The sequence below is a fragment of the Neisseria sp. S1 genome (assembly GCF_048060015.1).
Taxonomy (GTDB): domain Bacteria; phylum Pseudomonadota; class Gammaproteobacteria; order Burkholderiales; family Neisseriaceae; genus Neisseria; species Neisseria arctica.
In genome coordinates, this window is record NZ_JBLUPI010000002.1 from 131,050 (window position 1) to 151,350 (window position 20,301).

Consider the following 20,301-nt stretch of genomic DNA (forward strand, 5'->3'; position numbering starts at 1 on the left):
TTTTTCAGACGGCATTATTTCACGCAATAGGCCGTCTGAAAAATTAAACGTAATATTTACTACTTTTTAGTTTGACTGAACTTTGGGCAAAGTATTTTTCTGTACCCCCAATCTCTTTAAAGTATCTTCTAAAACCGCCTTATTGCCTTTTTTGGCAAACCCCTCGGCCCATATTTGTTTGGCCTTTTCCCGCTCACCTAAAACCCATAACACTTCGCCCAAATGAGCACCTACTTCAGGATCCGGGTATTGCTCAAACGCATACTGCAAATACGGCAGTGCTGCTTGCGGATCACCTTTGCGGAAATATGCCCAGCCCATACTATCATTAATTGCAGCCGATTCCGGCTCTAAATGATATGCTGCCTGTATCAGAGAAAATGCTTCTTCTGCATCCGCTGAGGGTAAGGAAAGCATAGTATAGCCAAGTGCATTCATACCGCCTGCACTATTGGGGTTGAATGCCAAGTAACGGCGTAAATCCACGATGGCTTTTTGCGGCTGCTGCAATTTATCCGCATAAATCAATGCACGTTGGTACAAAACATCAGCCACTTGCTCATCAGCATCTTGCTGTTTTTCTGCTTGAGCCAGCAAAGAATTCAGTTCAATAATCGCTTGACGGGGTTGATCGTGCATTCCGATAGCAAACAGCTGCACCCTCAATAGATCAGAAGCGGTAAAAAAACGCCCCTGCTGCGCCGGCAAACGGCGGGCTTGTTTCGATACTACCAAAGCCTGACGCCAATCACCGCGCTCGGCTGCCATTGAAGCACGCAAAACTTCCCTATCGAATATATATTCCGGCGCATCAATTCTGTCCAACCAAACCTGCATACCGGTATAGTCTTTAGCATCGGCACTGCGCATAGCACCAATGACGGCGGCCCGGTTTTTCTGCTCATGTGTTCCGAAGCTATAAGCTTTTTCAAGATAGGTATTTACTTCCGACACACCGTTGTCACGCTGCACGGCCAATAATGCCGCCTGAATATACAAATCAGCATTCGGATTCTGTGCAAGAAGCTTTTGCAGAAGATTATAAGCTTCTTCGGTATTGCCGGAATTAATCATACTGCTGATTTCCAACTCCTGCCATACCGGCGAAAGATTACGGGTATCGGTTTCGGTAAAAAAACGATTCAATACTTCGGGGTTTCTTTGGGCGATCAGCCGCAAAGTCAATTCCGTAGGCGGACGAATATCGGCATCCAGCTCGGCCAGTTTCTGTAAAGCCCGTACGGCATCACTGCTATTTTGATTTTGGGCACTGAAAATCACATCTGCAATGACTGCTTCGGGCATATCGGGATATTTAGAAGCGAAGCGGTGTACCGAACTGCCCAATTTCTTAGCCAAATCAGGTTGCTGCACACTCATTTGAGATAGAAGCAGAAATATCCGGCGCGTCTGCTCCTCATCCGCATCTCTGAGAACATCGTTAAAGTTGTTTCGCGCATACTCGATATCACCTGCTATCAAGCTACGGCCCCAGGCCATGCGTTTTTGAGCCGCGCCGGGTTCGGGTTCAATTTCACGCCACTTTTGAAAAATAGCCTCTGCCTGCTCATAAGCATTCAGGCTTAAAGCCATTTCCATTGCACGCTCGGCCACTTCCGAACTCCGGATACGGTCAAGCATAACCATATAAGTAGCCAAGGCCGTTCCCGCATCGCCTTTTTGCAATGCCATCTCCGCGCCCAATAAAGTAAACATCTGATTGGTGCGCTGGATAATATCGCTGCGACGTTGCTGCTCCTGCGCCCGTTCCTGCTCACTAAAATTAGCGAAACGCTTTTTTTGAACGACAACGGTTTCCTTCGGCATAACAACGGAAACCTCTCCAACAGCCGCATAAGCACTGATACTGCAACAGAGTGCCAATATTGCGCACACAGGACGGATACGGGTTTTCCCAAAAAACATAAATTGCATTCCTAAATCTACAATTCCTAAATTGAAAATAGCAACGGTAACCGCCATACTTTATCATAAGCGCAATATATGCGCGTAGCTGCGGAAAAATTTTTGCAGGATTTTATATATTTAAAGCCAGCCGCTGCCAAAGTCCAAAGCCCAAACCACCATAATGACATGTTTTCGAATGACGTTATCGGATATACCATAACAAACAGGCCGTCTGAATATACCAAATCGCAAAGTATGCTATATTCAGACGGTTCCGCTATCAAACCAAGCAATCATTTTTATCATGAATACCGCTGAACTCAGCCGTTTTTTCCATTGTGCCGCACAATATCCCGCGCCTTTTCAAGCACGACGAAACAGCATGCTGAGCGAAGGCGGCTACCATGATGCCGCGGTTTTGCTGGCCGTAGTACGCCGAGAAAGCCAATGGCAGATACTACTTACCCGCCGAGCCGATACTTTACGCCGTCACACGGGGCAAATCGCCTTGGCCGGCGGGCGCTGTGATGATACGGATGACAGCCCTACCGTCACAGCACTACGCGAAACCGATGAAGAAACCGGCATCGCCCCCCAATATTGGCAAACCTTTCCTCAGCTGCCACCTTACTACACTCCTTCCGGCTATTCAGTTTCCCCCATTCCCGCCATCTGTTCCGACAATCCCAAAACGCAACCCAACCCTGAAGAAGTGGCTGAAATTTTTTATCTGCCGCTGGATTTTGCCTTAAATCGGGAAAACTATTCCACCCGCACTTTTCAATACAGCCACCAATCCTTGGAAGTACCTGTTTTGCCCTATCTGCATTATGATATTTGGGGGCTGACCGCCATGATTCTCTATGATATGGCCGAACGCTACCATTTGCATCTCAAGGCCGTCTGAAAACAACCGTACAAATACGAGCGAAACCATGCCCGAATTACCCGAAGTCGAAACTACCTTACGCGGTATAAGCCCGCACATCAATAACCAAACCGTGGCTGCCGCTACAATCCGGCAAAATAAATTACGCTGGCCCGTACCCGATCATCTTGGCGACACACTGCAAAACCAAACCGTACGCGCCTGCAACCGCCGCGCGAAATATCTGTTGGTGCAATTCGATACAGGTATCTTACTGATACACTTAGGCATGTCGGGCAGTTTGCGCATTTTCACCGAAGGCGATCCGCATATCGAACAGCCCGGCAAACACGATCATATAGATTTTACCTTCGCCAACGGTACCGTTTTACGGTATCACGATCCGCGTCGTTTCGGGGCTGTTTTATGGTTTGCCGGCGCACCCGAGCATCACCCGCTCCTGACCGGATTGGGGCCAGAGCCTTTAGAGGCAGAATTCAACACCGACTATCTATACCGGAAACTACACAGCCAAAAACGTGCCGTCAAACTTGCGTTGATGGATAACGCCGTCGTAGTGGGTGTCGGCAATATTTATGCCAACGAGAGCCTGTTTAAAGCAGGTATTTCACCCAAACGGCCCGCCAACAAAATTACCAAAAAAGAAAGCGAACGGCTCACCGAAGCCATCCGCACCATTCTGCAACGCGCCATCGAAACGGGCGGCAGCACACTACGCGACTTCGTTAATAGCGACGGGCAATGCGGCTACTTCCAACAGGAATACAACGTTTACGGCCGTCATAACCAACCCTGCCGCCAATGCGGCAGCCCCATACAAAAAGAAACCATCGGCCAGCGCGGCACCTTCTACTGTACACACTGCCAAAAATAAACATCCTCCTAAAAAAAACAGGCCGTCTGAATATCTTTTCAGACGGCCTGTTTTTTAGATATATCATTATTTTTTCAACAGCGCTCTCCGCACAATATCCCACCAGTCTCTAATCGTTAAAACCGGCCTTTTATTGAATACGTCATACTGGTTTTCCTCAATTTTCTGCAGAATCTTCTGCCCGCCGAGAATAATCATGCGCAACTCGAAACCGATACGCCCTTTAAGCGTTTTGCCCAACGGCGAGCCTGCCTTCAGCATATTGTGCGCCTTTTCGCACTCATAAGCCATCAAACGTCGGAAAGCCAAATCGGCCCTACCCTCGGCAATTACCGCTTCGTCTACCCCGAAGCGACGCAAATCATTTTGAGGAAGATACACCCGCCCTTTTTGCCAATCGACCGCAACATCCTGCCAAAAATTGATCAGTTGCAAAGCCGTGCAGATACCGTCGCTTTGCGCAATACTGCGGCTGTCGCGCTCACCATAAAGATGCAGCATCATCCGTCCGACAGGATTGGCACTCTTACGGCAATAATCTACCAATTCGCCAAAATCCTCATAACGCTTTTTCACCACATCCTGCTCAAATGCCGCCAATAAATCATAAAACGGTTGCAACGGCATCGAAAAAGGCACTACCGCTTCACACTGCAAGCGCTGCATCAATACCGTTAACGGCACTTCTCCCCGTGAAATCAAATCCAACTCAGCCCGCAAATCGGCCAAACCTCGCAAGCGCACCTCATCAGACTGGTTACCCTCGTCGGCAATATCATCAGCCGTACGCGCAAACGCATAAATAGCATGAATAGGACGGCGCAAACGGCGTGGCAACACCAGCGATCCGACCGGAAAATTTTCGTAATGATTAACCGACATTCCGACTCTTTCTATCTTTCAAAATGATTTTTCAGACGGCCTACAATAATTTTAAAAGCCGTCTGAAATATTTTACCAGTGCTACTTAAACTTAAACCCGATTGCAAAGCCCATATAGCGTTCACAATCCGATCCTTTAAACCTCAGCCTGCCAATTTACCGCCGATACCGACAATCCGGCAGGCCTATACAAACGAGCGTTTACCGCACCGGATTCCCCTTCAGGATACTATTTATTTGGACATATATTATTTGAAGCCATTAAGCCTGCTTAAAATTTCCGCCGCACTGCCGCCCACTGCCAAAGGCGCTCCCTGTCCTGCCCAAAATGAAGAAAAGTCACTACTGCCGGCCTTCTCCGCTGCCGCCTTCAACACTCCTGCCGCCGCACCTGCCAAAGGGAAAGGTAATGCGGAAGAATGAATAGGGCCGGCCTCACGCATAAATCGGTTGGCAATACCGCGTGCAAAGCCCCCGCTGAACAAATTGGTCACCACCGTATCCTCAGCTTGCGGACTTTGCAAAGCCGCTCGGTGGGCAGCCGAAGTATCGGCTTCATCCGCCAGTAAAAAAGCCGTCCCCACCTGTACTGCAACTGCGCCCAACTCAACAGCGGCTCTCAAAGCAGCAGCATGGCTGATACCACCGGCAGCAATCACGGGAATACTCACCGATGCGGCAATATTCGGCAATAAAGTAAACAAACCTTGTTGGCGGCTGAGGTCTGTTTCCAAAAATACACCTCTGTGGCCGCCCGCTTCCCACCCTTGGGCAATTACAACATCTGCGCCATTGGCCTCAAGCCAACGGGCTTCATTAACAGTTGTCGCACTTGACCATATTTCCGCTCCGGTTGCTTTAACGGCCTCCAGAAGCTTTTTCCCGGGTAATCCGAAATGAAAGCTCACCACCGGTGGGCGAAAACTTTCCACTACCGCCAGGGCATCTTCATCAAACGGCCTGCGCCCACCCCCGAAGGGAATATCGGCCTCACTCAAGCCGAACTCATCAAAATACGGCCTTAAAACCGCTAACCATACTTCCGTTTGCTGTTGGGTAATTGCAGGGGTTTGATGGGCAAAAAAGTTTACATTATAGACATGTCCGCCAGCCTGTTTTTTTATTTCGGCTAATGCTTGGGTTAATTGTTCGGGATTCAACATAGCCGCCGGTAAAGAACCAATCCCACCGGCAAGGCATACCGCTATCGCCAAACGTGCACTCTGTACGCCTGCCATCGGTGCTTGGATAATAGGCTGCATATCTGTAAATTGTCGAAGTACGGTCATCGTTTTCTCCTATGATCGGATTGGTTCAATCCGACTGTTTCTCCATCTAACTATCACTGCTTATTTCTTATCGCTTATCAAAACATGCCCGTCATGTTGCGTAAGTCATTTTTATCATAACATTGAATTTAAATAACTCGTTTCTTTTCTAATCAAACCGCTCAACAGTCAAAATCTATTTCCCTATCAGCACCTCTCTAATCTGATTTGTAGAAAGCCGTCTGAAATCAAACATTTTTCAAACAAATCCATCTTGAAAAATACTATGGCAAACTTGCTTTCTCCACATACCGCCCCGCCCCCGTATTCCTATCGCACGGCTCTCTCAAATACAAACGCCCCGCTTTCACGGAGCATAAAAAAGCCGTGTAAAACACGGCTTTCGATATCTTTAAAATTAAATGCCTTGGGCTTTCCACTTGGCAGCTACACAAGGATTAGGAGCAGTAAGAGTACGGCCATCTTTCGCTACATACGGTACCGGATCATACTCGCGGGTACAAACACCTGAACCGTCATAATCAGGAGCTGCAGGAGCAGGTTTGGCACCCATAGCAAACACTGAGCCGGTAGCTGCCATCAAAGCAAGAGTCAACATTACTTTTTTCATAATACTCTCCTTAAAAAATACTTCCTTTTAAATGAAATGAGTATCTACTCGGGGATTATATTACCCATTTCAACAGATTATTTGAAATTAAATTTCAAAATATATAAATATATAACAATTAAATATTTATATGATATGTAAATATTAATGACTTTTCCACCCCGATATTAATTGCATTCATAATATATTTAAATATCCCATTGGAATATAGAATAAAATATAAAAAATACCCAATATCTATCAAAGTGAAACTTTTTATTTCATTTAAAATTAAATATTTATCTTGGATATTTGGTTTCCCAGAAAGGCGTCTGATTATGTGAGAAATTTAAGTTTGTAAGCAGAATTAACCATAAAAAACTGCCGGGTATGCATACGCCCCGGCAATTTGAATCTATAACAATAATAAAAACAATCAACTATATTTAAAATCCGTTTTCCATCATAATCTGACCCGGCACTCGGTTACGGTGCATGGAAAAACCCAAATCAAGCAGCGCCTGAAAAGTATCTTTAACCATTTCCGGATTACCGCAAATCATAAAACGGCTCTCGGCTTGTGTAAAAGTAAAGCCCAACACTTTCTCCAATCCACCGTTTTTCAACCATTCCGGCAACCTCTTCCCATGCAGCATTCCGCCCTCTTCCCGGGTAGTAAGCGATACAAAAAACAGCTTGTGGAAATAGTCTTCAATCAACGGATGCGATTTCAATTCAGCAATACGTTCATTAAAAATCAACTCGTCAGCATAAGATACTGAATGAACCAACACCAAACGTTCGAAACGCTGCCAAATTTCCGGTTGTTCCAAAATCGATAAAAACGGTGCAATGCCCGAACCGGTACATAACATAATCAGCTCGCTGCCATCGGGAAAACGCTCGGGCAATAAAAAACCCGTCGCGTTTTTATCCAACAATACCGTATCGCCAGCCTGCATTTGTGCCAACTTCGCACTCATCGGCCCGCCTTCGATTAAAACAGCGAAATATTCCAATGTATCGGCATATTCAGCGGAAACCACAGAGTATGCACGCCAAATAAAACCCTCTCCATCTATAAAGCCCAAACGCGAAAACTGTCCTGCCGAAAAACGGTAAGTATCGGGGCGCGAAATAGCAAAAGTAATCAGTTTGGGCGTATGCTGCTTCACCCATAAAACGGTTTCTTCGGTATATTTGGCTTCCGGCGGTGCGGCCATAAAAGCTCCTTACTGCATAAGTTTTTCAGACGGCTTAAATTATACCGAAATCAGATAAGGCCGTCTGAAACATCAACCTTAAATTAAATTGATTTTCAGACGGCCTTTTGAAGAAAAACACAAAATTAGATGCTATCGCTGCCGTACCGGTATATTATCTTGCGGCACAACAGGCGCATCTTCGCGTTGCAAAGCCGCATAATATGCCAATCCGACAATCAGCATAGTCAAAACGGCCAACCAAGCTGCCAACGTAGCATAAGGTAACGGCTCTTGCACTTTGCGAAAACCGCCCGGCATCGGGCTGGAGATTTTGCCATCTTGCGAAGCAAGGATTTGCTCTTCAATCCAGCGGTCATGTGCACGGCGGCTATCAGGATTGGAAAGCACCTGATAAGAGCGGTTAACCAAACTCATGATACGGTGTGCATCGGGGTGGGAATTTTGATCTGGGTGATATTGTTTGCACAACGCACGATATGCGCTACGAATCGCCTCAGGCGAAGCGTCCCGCGCTACTTTCAAATTATCGTAATGGGTGTGCAGGCGTTTGGCCATATGGGAAAATTATTCAAATAAACATCTGATTATACAATTCAAACAAGAATAAATCACCTTCTTCGATACAACCTGCCCGCTTCGTCAATTTTATAGTATTACCCGAAAAGCCGGTTCTGCCAATGCTATAATCACCTACTTATTTTCCAGACGGCCCATATTTGGCTCGGCCATATTTTTATCTAATGAAACTCAATCCACAGCAACAACAAGCCATTCATTATCTTGGCGGCCCGCTTTTTGTTTTAGCCGGTGCGGGCAGCGGTAAAACGCGGGTGATTACCGAAAAAATCGCTTATATGATTACCCGTGCGGGTTACGCACCGCATAGTATCGCCGCGATTACATTTACCAATAAAGCCGCAAAAGAAATGCAAGAGCGCATCGGCGGTATGCTTAGTAAAAAGCAGACGCGCGGTTTAACCGTCTGCACTTTCCATTCATTAGGCATGAAAATGCTGCGTGAAGAAGCCCCGAATATCGGTTACAAAAAAAACTTCTCGATTTTAGATGCGGCAGATACGGCCAAAATTATCAATGAAATACTCGGCAGCAGCGGGCGGGATGCGGTATTCAAAGCACAACAGCGGATTTCTTTATGGAAAAATGATTTAAAAACGCCCGAACAAGCGCTTCGGACGGCTTCCAACGAATGGGAAAAGCAAATGGCCGCGCTGTATGCCAGTTATCAAGCTACGCTGGAGAGCTATCAGGCCGTTGATTTCGATGATTTAATCCGTCTGCCTACCGTATTGCTGCAACAAAACAGCGAAATCAGGCTGAAATGGCAGCGGCGCCTGCGTTATTTATTGGTAGACGAATGCCAAGATACCAATACCTGCCAGTACGCCCTCATGAAATTGCTCACGGGAGCAGAGGGCTTGTTTACCGTAGTGGGCGACGACGACCAATCTATTTATGCTTGGCGCGGCGCCAATATGGAAAACCTCCGCAGCCTGCAAACCGACTACCCACAGCTCAAAATCATCAAACTCGAGCAAAATTACCGCTCTACCGCCCGTATTTTGAAAGTGGCCAACCAAGTTATCCAAAACAATCCCAAGCTGTTTCCCAAGACACTGTGGTCCCAATTCGGAATGGGCGAACAAATCAAAGTTGTTGCCTGCCAACACGAACAACACGAGGCAGAATGGGTAGTCAGCCAGATTGCCAAGCAAAAAATCGTGGGCGAAGGCAAAATAAACTATGCCGATTTTGCCATTCTCTACCGCGGTAACCACCAATCGCGTGTTTTTGAAGAGGCCTTGCGTGCCGCACATATCCCTTACCAACTCTCTGGCGGCCAAAGTTTTTTTGATAAAGCCGAAATCAAAGACATACTTGCCTATATCCGCCTCATTGCCAATCCGGATGACGACCCTGCCTTCTTGCGTGCGGCTACCACACCCAGACGCGGTATCGGCGACACAACCTTAGGCCGTCTGAACGCCTATGCCCATAGCCACGGCGGCAGTCTCTACCAAGCCGCGTTAAATAAAGACGCCCTAGCCGAACTCAACAACAAAAACCGTGAGGCGGTAGAGCAGTTTATGCAAATGATGGAAAGCTACCGCAGCCGCGCCGAAAACACGGATGCAGGCACACTGATACAAAACCTGCTTGACGAAATCGGCTACGAAGCCCACCTTCTCAATGGCGAAGAAGGCAAAGCCGGCGAAATCAAATGGCGTAATGTGCAAGATCTGAGTACGTGGCTTGCGCGCAAGGGTGAAGAAGACGGCAAAAACATCATCGAAATCGCACAAACCATCGCCTTAATGACTCTGCTTGAAGGGCGCGACGAAGAAGAAATCGACGCCGTAAAAATGTCGACCCTGCATACCTCAAAAGGTTTGGAATATCCGTTTGTATTCTTGGTCGGCTGTGAAGAGGGGTTATTTCCGCACGGAGACAGCATCGAAGAAGGGAATATCGAAGAAGAACGGCGTCTGATGTATGTCGGCATTACGCGCGCCAAACGCCAACTTACCCTTACCCATTGCATCAAACGCAAAAAACAAGGCACTTGGCAATTTCCCGAACCCAGCCGCTTTATCGAAGAAATGCCCCAAGAAGACTTAAAAATCTTAGGTCGAAAAGGCGGGGAACCGATTGTCAGCAAAGCTGAAGGCCGCAGCCATTTAGCCGGGCTCAGCGCGATGCTGGCAGATAAAAGTAAAAACAATACCAATATTTGAGCTCATAACCGTAAAGAGATTTCAAAACGAGCCATAATGAAACACAGGCCGTCTGAAAATTTTTCAGACGGCCTGTGCTTTATCCGGTTAAATAAATTGTTAAATCAAAAAAGCACCTGCCCAACAGGTGCTTTTTTTGTTTACGGCGCAAGGATAACCAAACGATACCGTTTTACCGCGCTGTAAATACAATATAGGTAATTACAAAACCGATTTCACCGCGGCAACCACATTATCCACGGTAAAGCCAAATTCCTTAAACAGCTCTTCGGCAGGTGCGGACTCACCGAAGCGGTCGAGACCGACGACCTTACCGTTTAAGCCGACATATTTGTACCATCCGTCGCTCACACCGGCCTCAACCGCCACGCGCGGCAAACCTTCGGGCAATACGGCAGCACGGTAAGCGGCATCCTGTTTGTCAAACACGTTGGTAGACGGCATGGAAACCACATTAACCGCGATACCTTGTTCAGCCAAAGCCGTTTGGGCATTCAAGGCCAACTCGACTTCCGAACCGGTCGCAATAATGACGGCCTGCGCCTTACCTTTAGCAGCACTAATCACATAACCGCCACGCTTGATATCGGACAGCTGCTCTTGGCTTCGGGCGACAAAAGGCAGGTTTTGACGGCTGAAAATCAGGCAGCTCGGATGATCCGCTGCTTTGACCGCTTCCGACCACGCTACCAAAGATTCGGCCGTATCACACGGGCGCCATACCGCCATATTCGGAATCAGGCGTAAGGTGGCGGTTTGCTCTACCGGTTGGTGTGTCGGGCCGTCTTCGCCCAAGCCGATGGAGTCATGGGTGAACACAAAAATCGGGTTGATTTTCATCAGAGCGGCCATACGCAGCGCATTGCGGGCATATTCGCTAAACATCAGGAAAGTCGCCCCAAAAGGTTTCACACCGCCGTGCAACGCCAAACCGTTCATAATCGTCGCCATACCAAATTCGCGCACACCGTAATGGATATAATTGCCGCCGGTTTCACGTGTAATCGCGGTGCTTTGCGACCAATCGGTCAGATTGGAAGGGGTTAAGTCGGCAGAGCCTCCCACAAATTCGGGCAATACCTTGGCCAAAGCTTCGATACTGTTTTGGCTGGCTTTACGGGTAGCGATTTTTTCATGTTTTTCGCATACCTCGGCCAAAGCTTCGGCAACATAGGCGTCAAAGTTTTCAGGCAGACGGTGCTCCATACGGCGGACAAACTCAGCCGCTTCGGCAGGGAATTTTGCCTGATAACGGGCAAACAATTCGTTCCATTCGGCTTCAAGCTTCGCACCTTTAGCTTTGGCATCCCAGCCTGCATAAACATCTTGCGGCACTTCAAACGGGGCGTAGTTCCAACCCAGGTGTTTACGCGTAGCTTCTAATTCGTCCACACCCAAAGGTGCACCGTGGGTTTTATGGCTGCCTTCTTTGGTAGCCGCACCTTTGCCGATAAGGGTTTTGCAGCAGATAATGGAAGGCTTGCCGGTTTCGGCACGCGCGGCTTCGATAGCGGCCTGCAAAGCATCGGTATCATGACCGTTGACATTCGGTACGACATGCCAGCCGTAGCTTTCGAAGCGTTGCGGGATATTCTCGGTAAACCAGCCGTCTACCTTACCGTCAATAGAGATATTGTTGTCGTCGTACAAAACAATCAACTTGCCCAAACCGAGCGTACCGGCGAGCGAACAGGCCTCGTGCGATACGCCTTCCATTAGGCAGCCGTCGCCTAAGAATACATAGGTGTAATGATCGACAATATTCAGACCGTCTTTATTGAATTCGGCAGCCAGTTTTTTCTCGGCCAAAGCCATACCTACGGCATTGGCAATGCCCTGCCCCAACGGGCCGGTAGTAGTTTCCACGCCGTCGGTATAACCGTATTCGGGATGGCCGGGAGTTTTGCTGTGCAGTTGGCGGAAGTTTTTCAGATCATCAATCGAAACATTGTAGCCGGTAAGGTGCAGCAGACTGTATAAAATCATTGAGGCGTGGCCGTTTGAAAGAACGAAACGGTCACGATTGTAAAATTTCGGATTAGCCGGATTATGATTTAAAAATTGCGTCCACAGCACTTCGGCCATTTCGGCCATGCCCATCGGCGCACCGGGGTGGCCGGAATTGGCTTTTTGAACTGCGTCTGCGGAAAGAAAACGGATGGCGTTTGCCAGTTGGGAAGCCATTGGAATACCTTTGTCTGATTTTTAGGAAGGGTATGCGATTATCACCCGATTCGCAGGCGGTTTCAAGGCGAAGGGAGCGGCCGTACACAAATAGAGGCTATCTTACCTGAGTACCGTAGGCCGTCTGAATATTCAGGCCGCACGGATATTATGTTAGGATTATTATTTTAGCGGATGGTTCGGCAACCTGACTCTGCAGATCTCCGCCGTATCCGATTATCCGCACGTTCGTATGACCCGCAGCCTAAAAATAATAACGATACTTTCCTGCCGTTGCCCAAACGGCACGGTAACAAAGGAATCTTTATGGAACCCAGCCCGCGCACGCCTCTATCACCTCAACAGCGTGAAACCCTGCAAGCCGCATTACACCGCGAATGGCAAGGCATCCGCTTTCTTACCGAATTAGCAGAAATCACACCATACGAGTGCGATGGTTTGGTTGCTTTCAGCCAACTGCCCTTAGGCGTGGTTTTGCCCGAAACCGAAGCCGAAGTACAAACCGTTTTGAGAACTTGTATGCGTTTGGGTGTGCCCGTCGTACCTCGCGGAGCCGGTACGGGCTTAACCGGCAGCGCCATGCCCACGCCCGATGGCATCGTATTGGCTATGGGCAAATTCAACCGGATTTTAGAAATTAACCCTCAGGCGCGAACCGCTACGGTACAACCCGGGGTACGCAATTTGGCGATTTCCGATGCCGCCGCCCCTCACCAACTGTATTACGCACCCGACCCATCCAGCCAACTGGCCTGCACCATAGGCGGCAATGTCGGTGAAAATTCAGGCGGTGTACATTGTTTGAAATACGGCTTAACAGTAAACAACGTGCTGAAAGTGCGCGCCGTCACCATGGACGGCAGCATTATCGAACTGGGAGGCGCAGCTTACGACTCACCCGGTTTGGATTTACTGTCTGTCTTCATCGGCAGCGAAGGCATGTTTGCCGTAGTAACCGAAGTGGTTGTAAAACTGGTTCCCAAGCCGCGTACGGCACAAGTGATTATGGCCAGCTTTGACGATATGGGTAAAGCAGGCGATGCCGTCGCTGCGGTAATTGCCGCCGGTATCATCCCTGCCGGACTCGAGATGATGGACGGCCCGGCCACCCGCGCCATCGACAATTACCTCAACATCGGCTACGACACACGCGCCGAAGCCATTTTGCTTTGCGAATCAGACGGCACCCCCGAAGAAGTAGCCGAAGAAATCGGCCGTATGATTGCAGTATTTGAGAAAAGCGGCGCCATCCGCATCCAAGTATCACGCAACGAAATCGAACGGCTGGTTTTTTGGTCGGGCAGAAAAAACGCTTTCCCCGCCGCCGCCCAACTCGCTCCTGATTCCTACTGCATGGACGGTACCGTACCACGCCGCCACATCAGCACACTGCTGCGCCACATCACCACGCTTGAAGAGAAATACGGCTTGAAATGTATTAACGTTTTCCATGCGGGCGACGGCAATATGCATCCGCTGATTCTTTTCGACAACCAAGCGGGAGAATGGCCTCGCGCCGAAGCCTTCGGTGCCGATATTTTGGAAGAATGCGTACGGCTGGGCGGCACAATCACCGGCGAACACGGCGTAGGCGTAGAAAAAATCAACGGCATGTGCGTTCAATTTTCAGAAGCCGAACGCGAAGCCTTTTGGGGCATAAAATTTGCATTTGATCCGAGCGGTCTGCTCAATGCCGACAAAGCCATTCCCACTAAAAACCGCTGTGCCGAGTACGGCAGAATGCATATTCCGCGCGGAACCATGAAATTTCCCGAATTGGAACGCTTTTAACCGCCCGATATGCTCATTTTCAGACGGCCTGCCAACCCGGTGTATATAACCGTATACGGGCCGTCTGAAAAATACGACCCATGCCGAACCGATTAGACAATTAGCTGACCCGACACCCGCCGAATCCTGCTTTACAGGGCTGGCGACGCTTTATACTAGAATTTTGGTTTTTCGGCCTGAAAGAAGCCAGAGCCTGTCTGTTTGCAGGTTTGTTTTTTTATCGCCATGTTTGCCATTCCGCGCAATGGCTGGCTGGGCATACCCCGTTATGATTTGTTGCTGGTATTTGCTTTGGCAGTGCAGGCCGCTATGCTCAAATTCGGTTTGGAAAGCCGCGATGAATTGAAAGCCATCACGCTGTTTCATATCATCGGCTTTATGCTTGAAGTGTTTAAAACTTCAGGCGGCATCCAATCATGGACTTACCCCGATTTTGCGTATACCAAATTGTGGGGAGTCCCTCTGTTTACCGGCTTTATGTATGCGGCCGTCGGCAGCTATATTATTCAGGCATGGCGGCTGTTCGATTTGAAAGTCAGAAGCCACCCGCCTTACTGGCTTGCTGCACTGGCGGCTGCCGCAATTTATATAAATTTCTTCAGCCACCACTATATAAGCGATTACCGCTGGTATCTGGCTGCTTTTATTTTAGGGCTGTATGCGCGTACGACAATATATTTCACCCCTTACGACCACGAAAGGAAAATGCCTCTGTTATTGGCTTTCGTATTAATCGGATTTTTTATCTGGCTGGCAGAAAACATCAGTACATTTGCAGGTATTTGGCAATATCCCAACCAAAGCGGTGTATGGTCGCTCGTACACATCGGCAAATGGAGCTCGTGGGCCATGTTGGTCATCATGACTTTTACCATCGTGGCGAATTTAAAACACATCAAACATACGATTGCGGTATCCAAAGATTAAATTGAAAAGGCCGTCTGAAAACTATGGAACACATACTGACTACCCTACGCGGGCAAATCCTCGAAGCAACGCAAAACCATACGCCGCTGATTATCCGCGGCGGCAGCAGCAAAGACTTTTACGGAGAGAGCCGCCGCCCCGATAATGCCCAAATACTTGATACACGCGCCTACCGCGGCATTACCGCCTATGATCCGGAAGAGCTGGTGATTTCCGCACGCGCCGGTACTCCGCTGGCGGAAATCGAAACCGCTTTAGCCGAGCGCAACCAAATCCTGCCGTTCGAACCACCCTATTTCGGCGAAGGCGCAACATTGGGAGGGGCTGTCGCCGCCGGATTGGCCGGCCCCCGCAGATCCCATGCCGGAGCCATCAAAGATTTTGTATTGGGTGTAAAAATGCTCAACGGCAAAGGCGAACATTTGGCCTTCGGCGGAACAGTCGTGAAAAACGTAGCGGGCTATGATGTTGCCAAGATAATGGCGGGCTCGCTCGGCACTTTGGGTTTAATCACCGATCTATCCATCAAAGTATTGCCCAAACCGTTTGCCGAAACCACATTACAATTCGAAATCAGTGAAACCGAAGCTATTGCAAAACTCAATGCCTTAATGGGGCAACCTTTACCGCTTTCCGCTTCTTTCTGGGCAGACGGCGTATTAAGCCTGCGCTTAAGCGGCACCGAAGCGGGCGTTCAAACTGCCGTCGGCATTATCGGCGGTTTGCAACTTGAAGCCGCAGCCGCCGATGCGCTATGGCACTCGGTACGCGAACAAACCCACCCTGCCTTCTCCCTTAGCGACACCCAACGTTTGTGGCGTGTTTCCGTGCCCGACACGGCCTCTCCTTTGCCTTTGGAAGGCTTAAGTGCTATGGAATGGGGTAGCGGCTTACGCTGGTATCGTACGGAAGCCAAAGCGCAAACTATACGCACAGCCGCACAGCAAGCGGGCGGTCATGCGACACTCTTTCGCGGAGAAAAACACGGCGAAACCGTATTCACCCCGCTATCCGAACCTGTCGAAGCAATCCATCGCCGTTTGAAACAAACTTTCGACCCGTCCGGTATTTTTAATCCCGGGCGTATGTATCCGGATTGGTAAATCTCCGTATCCATAGAGGCAAGTGGAAAATTTTTATAACCGCTATGCTTATCTGTCATACAAAATAATAAGGCCGTCTGAAACGGATTTTCAGACGGCCTTATTATTCAAACAAAACATTAATACAACCACAGCCTATAAAATCTAATGGCAACCGCCGTCTTTACCGCTACAACCGCGGCAACTGCCGCAAGCAGAAGAAGATTTCGGCTTGAAAACAAAACGGCGTACTACAAAGACCACCGCCCCCAACACCAGCAGCCCGACTACCCATTCTTGAATCATAATAAAATCCTCGATGAAACCTGATACACCACAAAAGCAAAAAAGTAGGCCAACATAAACAGATAGCCCGCAATCAGCCAAGTTTGGCGGGCGGATTTGGTTTCGCGTTTGATAACCGCCATCGTCGCCATACACATCGGTGCGTAAACATACCATGCCAAGAATGCAAAAGCGGTGGGCAGTCCCCAATTATTATGCACAATCGGGATCAATGCCTGTTGCGCCGCATCTTCAGACGCCGCCCCTACGGCATAAACCGTCCCCAACGCGGCCACCACCACTTCCCGAGCAGCAATACCCGGAATCATGGCAATACACATTTGCCAAGTAAAACCCAGCGGGGCAAATATCGGCTCAATCAGATGCCCCAACATACCGGCAAAACTATAATCAATCGCCGGTGCGCTTGCTCCCTCAGGCGCAGCGGGAAAGCTAACCAATGCCCACAATATCACGCTTAAAGCAAAAATTACCGTACCGGCGCGTTTTAAAAAGGCTTTTACCCTATCCCACAGGCTAATCACGATATGTTTGAAATTCGGCGTTCGGAAAGTAGGCAACTCCATCAACAAAGGAAATTGCTGGACATTCCCTCTGCGTCTAGCCATGCGTTTCAACATAAATGCGGTTAGCCCTGCCGAAACAATGCCAACCACATACAGTGCAAACAGAGTCAAACCCTGAAGATTAAAAACACCCCAAACGGTTTGTGCCGGAATCACTGCCGCAATAATCAGCGCATATACCGGCAAACGCGCCGAACAAGTCAGCATCGGCGCGATAGCAATCGTAACCAAACGTTCGCGCGGATCTTGAATGGTTCGTGCCGACATCACCGCGGGTACGGCACAGGCGAAACTCGACAGCAGCGGAATAAACGCACGACCCGACAGCCCGGTACGGGACAACAGATTATCAAGCAAAAACGCCGCCCTAGGCAGATAGCCAGAATCCTCCAATAGCAGAATGAAGGCAAATAATATGGTGATTTGAGGTAAAAACACCAATACACTGCCCATACCTGCAATCACCCCGTTTATCAGCAAATCAGTGAGCAACCCGGGCGGCAATGCCGAAGCCACCCATTCGCCCAGCATAGAAAAACCGTCTTCAATCGCCGTCATTAAGGGCTCAGACCAAGAATACACCGCTTGAAAAACCATCAGCAAAATAAATGCCAAAATGATTAAACCCCATACGGGATGCAGTACCAAGCCATCAAGACGGCGGTGCCATCTGGGCAAAGCCATCTCGGTATGCACCACTTGGCGTAAAATACTTTCCACTTCTTCGTATAAGGCGTTACTGTCCAGCTCATCCAACCGCTCTTTAGCTTTCTCCGCATCAAAATCAACGGTTTCCACTCGCGGCAAGGTAGCCAGAGTTTCCCTAACAGCCTCTACGCTGTGATGACGGATGGCAGCGGTTTCCAATACCGGCACGCCAAGCAGGCTGCTGAGTTTGGCCACATCAATCCTCAAACCGCGCGCATAAGCGACATCGCTGAGATTAAGAGAAATCATCATCGGCAGACCGAGTGTTTTTAATTCCAGCATCATTCGCATCGTCATGCGTAAATTGGTTGCATCCGCTACTGCCACTACCGCATCGGGGCGACGCCCAAGCTTACCCAAAAGCACATCGCGTGCTACTGTTTCATCCGGGCTTGTGGTTCTCAAACTGTATGTACCTGGCAAATCAATAATCCGGATATTACGGTCACGCACGAAGACGCCCTCGCGGCGGTCAACCGTTACACCCGGATAATTGGCCACTTTGGCATTTGCCCCTGTAAGGGCGTTGAAAAGCACAGTTTTACCGCAATTAGGCGCACCGACCAAAGCATAATAATATGTATTCATAATGATTTTTCAGACGGCATAAAATTCTAGCCATCTGAATCCGGCAAAGTTTATTTGGTTGGACGGCAAATAATTTTGGCCGCTTCTGCTTCACGTAGAGAAAATTGTGATTGATTGCCCAAGCGCACGGCGAAAGGCCCTCGTCCGAATAAGCCTTTTGCCACCAGCGTCAATGGCGTACCGTTGGAAAAACCCAGATCGGCAAGACGACGGCCAACCAGCTCATCAAGGCTGCCGAAAACAGGATTGGGTTCGATAGATTCGATATAAACCACTTCGCCTTTATTCAGACGGGATACCGGCAAACGGGACATTGTAAAATTCCACATCAAGAAACAATTGGATTCTGTATTATGTGCTTGGCAGATACAGGGCTGAGATAAGCCCGCAAGAAAATATCAAATAATTAGCCGTCAACCATATTTTCAGCATGACCGTATTCAACCAATCATATTTCAGGCGGCTAATTTTTATTTATAATTATTATCAATTAAATTTATAGGGAATGCAAGCAAGAAATTAGGCGGGGCAATTGTGAAACGGCCGATGATATTTTTATCTAAAACATGTAAGAGGAAATTCCATATCTACGCCAGATAATCCATGTACATATTTTTCAGGCGGCCTGTCTGAGCGCAACACATTTTGTAAAATTTACTATTCTAGTTTTATAGAACAGTAACGCATACAAAGCAATGATGCCATCTGAAACATTCAGACGGCATCAAATTTTAAATACAAATGCATGGGCAATCATACTCTCTTACAAATAGCAAACCTGCCTTAAAACCAACTATCGGCGGATATAGGGCGATGGTCGTAAAGCTTGATAAAACCGGCCACTACACGGTAAACAAACCAAATACTTACCAGTACCAAAATCAGACCGCCTACCAAAACCCCTATTGTCAACACACCGATAAACAACCCTGCCACAGTAACCCAAAACGTTTTAATCAGGTAGGCAAACTGATCATAATAAGGTGTACCCACCGCATCGTTGCGCTTCAGATAAGCCATAATCACCCCGGCCAACAAAGTAAAGCCGATAATCAACGAGGCGGCATACAAGGCATAAACAATGATGGCATAAGTGCGCAGCCGGCTATCGTCTTTCGGCGCTTGCCCCGGATGGCCTATTATTCTGTAATCCATTATTTTCTCCTTTATTAATTATCCATAATAAATATATTACCGCGCCAACAACATTCAGGCGGCCGCCTCCACCGTTTTCGGATTAAGCACACGCAAAGCTTCAGGCCTGATCGCTACTAAAAACCCACGCTTGCCGCCGTTGATATAAATCATATCCAGATCCCAAATCGTTTTTTCCACCATAACCGGCAAAGTGGTTTTCGTGCCAAACGGGCTGGTGCCTCCGAATAAAAACCCCGTCCATTTATTGGCCTGTTTTTCATCGGCCAATTCCAGATGTTTCATTCCCAACTGGCGCGCCAAATTGCGGGTAGAAACTTCTTTATCGCCGTGCATCAACACCAGCACACCTTCTTTACGCTCATTTTGCAACACAATAGTTTTGATCACCGCATGCTCGGGGACACCCAACTGCTGCGCCGAATGCGCCGTTCCCCCGTGCTCCATATAAACAAACATTTTGGGCTCGAAATCAATAGCATGCGCCCGCAAAAAACGTATAGAGGGCGTAACCGGATAATCGTTTTTACTCATAGAGGCCATCTGAAAAATATGCTGATTCAATCTTTCTTTATGTTACCATA

At 48.4% G+C, this 20,301-nt stretch carries 18 protein-coding genes; 6 read left to right on the forward strand and 12 right to left on the reverse strand.

The window, feature by feature from the left end; genetic code table 11:
* Nucleotides 1-66: 66 nt before the first annotated feature.
* Nucleotides 67-1,926, reverse strand: a complete 1,860-nt coding sequence (locus tag ACEPPX_RS02250; protein WP_416622781.1) for a tetratricopeptide repeat protein — start codon at nt 1,924-1,926, stop codon at nt 67-69.
* A gap of 286 nt (nt 1,927-2,212) precedes the next feature.
* On the opposite strand from ACEPPX_RS02250, the gene ACEPPX_RS02255 reads away from it, so the two are divergent.
* The gene (locus tag ACEPPX_RS02255) at nt 2,213-2,815 is read left to right on the forward strand and encodes a CoA pyrophosphatase (RefSeq protein WP_416622782.1); all 603 of its coding nucleotides are present in this window, start codon (nt 2,213-2,215) and stop codon (nt 2,813-2,815) included.
* A gap of 28 nt (nt 2,816-2,843) precedes the next feature.
* Nucleotides 2,844-3,671, forward strand: coding sequence for a bifunctional DNA-formamidopyrimidine glycosylase/DNA-(apurinic or apyrimidinic site) lyase (gene mutM, locus ACEPPX_RS02260; protein ID WP_416622871.1), 828 nt, complete (start codon nt 2,844-2,846; stop codon nt 3,669-3,671).
* A gap of 66 nt (nt 3,672-3,737) precedes the next feature.
* Here mutM and hpnC read toward each other — a convergent pair whose 3' ends face one another.
* From hpnC to ACEPPX_RS02285, 5 genes are all read right to left on the reverse strand, one after another.
* Entirely contained in the window at nt 3,738-4,553 is an 816-nt protein-coding gene (gene hpnC, locus ACEPPX_RS02265; protein ID WP_416622783.1) for a squalene synthase HpnC, read from the reverse strand.
* 248 nt (nt 4,554-4,801) lie between these two features.
* Complete coding sequence (locus ACEPPX_RS02270) at nt 4,802-5,842, reverse strand: NAD(P)H-dependent flavin oxidoreductase (RefSeq protein WP_416622784.1); 1,041 nt, start codon at nt 5,840-5,842, stop codon at nt 4,802-4,804.
* 397 nt (nt 5,843-6,239) lie between these two features.
* The gene (locus tag ACEPPX_RS02275) at nt 6,240-6,452 is read right to left on the reverse strand and encodes a hypothetical protein (protein WP_416622785.1); all 213 of its coding nucleotides are present in this window, start codon (nt 6,450-6,452) and stop codon (nt 6,240-6,242) included.
* A gap of 425 nt (nt 6,453-6,877) precedes the next feature.
* On the reverse strand, nt 6,878-7,654 hold the full coding sequence (locus ACEPPX_RS02280; RefSeq protein ID WP_416622786.1) for a ferredoxin--NADP reductase: 777 nt from the start codon (nt 7,652-7,654) through the stop codon (nt 6,878-6,880).
* Nucleotides 7,655-7,786: 132 nt separating this feature from the next.
* Nucleotides 7,787-8,212: a J domain-containing protein gene (locus ACEPPX_RS02285; protein ID WP_416622787.1), complete on the reverse strand. Its 426-nt coding sequence runs from the start codon at nt 8,210-8,212 to the stop codon at nt 7,787-7,789.
* Nucleotides 8,213-8,397: 185 nt separating this feature from the next.
* Here ACEPPX_RS02285 and rep point away from each other — a divergent pair, with 185 nt between their 5' ends.
* On the forward strand, nt 8,398-10,410 hold the full coding sequence (gene rep, locus ACEPPX_RS02290) for a DNA helicase Rep (protein ID WP_416622788.1): 2,013 nt from the start codon (nt 8,398-8,400) through the stop codon (nt 10,408-10,410).
* Nucleotides 10,411-10,611: 201 nt separating this feature from the next.
* On the opposite strand, the gene tkt is transcribed toward rep, so the two are convergent.
* Entirely contained in the window at nt 10,612-12,594 is a 1,983-nt protein-coding gene (tkt, locus tag ACEPPX_RS02295) for a transketolase (RefSeq protein ID WP_416622789.1), read from the reverse strand.
* A gap of 174 nt (nt 12,595-12,768) precedes the next feature.
* Here tkt and ACEPPX_RS02300 point away from each other — a divergent pair, with 174 nt between their 5' ends.
* From ACEPPX_RS02300 to glcE, 3 genes are all read left to right on the forward strand, one after another.
* Entirely contained in the window at nt 12,769-14,385 is a 1,617-nt protein-coding gene (locus ACEPPX_RS02300; RefSeq protein WP_416622790.1) for an FAD-linked oxidase C-terminal domain-containing protein, read from the forward strand.
* Nucleotides 14,386-14,586: 201 nt separating this feature from the next.
* The gene (locus ACEPPX_RS02305) at nt 14,587-15,312 is read left to right on the forward strand and encodes a DUF817 domain-containing protein (RefSeq protein ID WP_416622791.1); all 726 of its coding nucleotides are present in this window, start codon (nt 14,587-14,589) and stop codon (nt 15,310-15,312) included.
* A 23-nt stretch (nt 15,313-15,335) separates the two neighbouring features.
* A complete protein-coding gene (gene glcE / locus ACEPPX_RS02310) occupies nt 15,336-16,415 on the forward strand; it encodes a glycolate oxidase subunit GlcE (protein ID WP_416622792.1) in 1,080 nt (359 codons plus the stop codon).
* A gap of 144 nt (nt 16,416-16,559) precedes the next feature.
* Here the strand turns inward: glcE and ACEPPX_RS02315 are convergent, their stop codons facing one another.
* The 5 genes from ACEPPX_RS02315 to ACEPPX_RS02335 form a co-directional block, all read right to left on the reverse strand.
* Nucleotides 16,560-16,700, reverse strand: coding sequence for a FeoB-associated Cys-rich membrane protein (locus ACEPPX_RS02315; protein ID WP_075968073.1), 141 nt, complete (start codon nt 16,698-16,700; stop codon nt 16,560-16,562).
* Complete coding sequence (gene feoB, locus ACEPPX_RS02320; RefSeq protein WP_416622793.1) at nt 16,697-18,562, reverse strand: ferrous iron transporter B; 1,866 nt, start codon at nt 18,560-18,562, stop codon at nt 16,697-16,699. The genes ACEPPX_RS02315 and feoB overlap by 4 nt, the downstream gene beginning before the upstream one ends.
* Before the next feature lie 50 nt (nt 18,563-18,612).
* Nucleotides 18,613-18,876: a FeoA family protein gene (locus ACEPPX_RS02325; protein ID WP_416622794.1), complete on the reverse strand. Its 264-nt coding sequence runs from the start codon at nt 18,874-18,876 to the stop codon at nt 18,613-18,615.
* A gap of 469 nt (nt 18,877-19,345) precedes the next feature.
* A complete protein-coding gene (locus ACEPPX_RS02330) occupies nt 19,346-19,717 on the reverse strand; it encodes a DUF4870 family protein (RefSeq protein ID WP_416622795.1) in 372 nt (123 codons plus the stop codon).
* Between the two features lie 54 nt (nt 19,718-19,771).
* A complete protein-coding gene (locus tag ACEPPX_RS02335) occupies nt 19,772-20,251 on the reverse strand; it encodes a YbaK/EbsC family protein (protein WP_416622796.1) in 480 nt (159 codons plus the stop codon).
* Nucleotides 20,252-20,301: the final 50 nt, after the last annotated feature.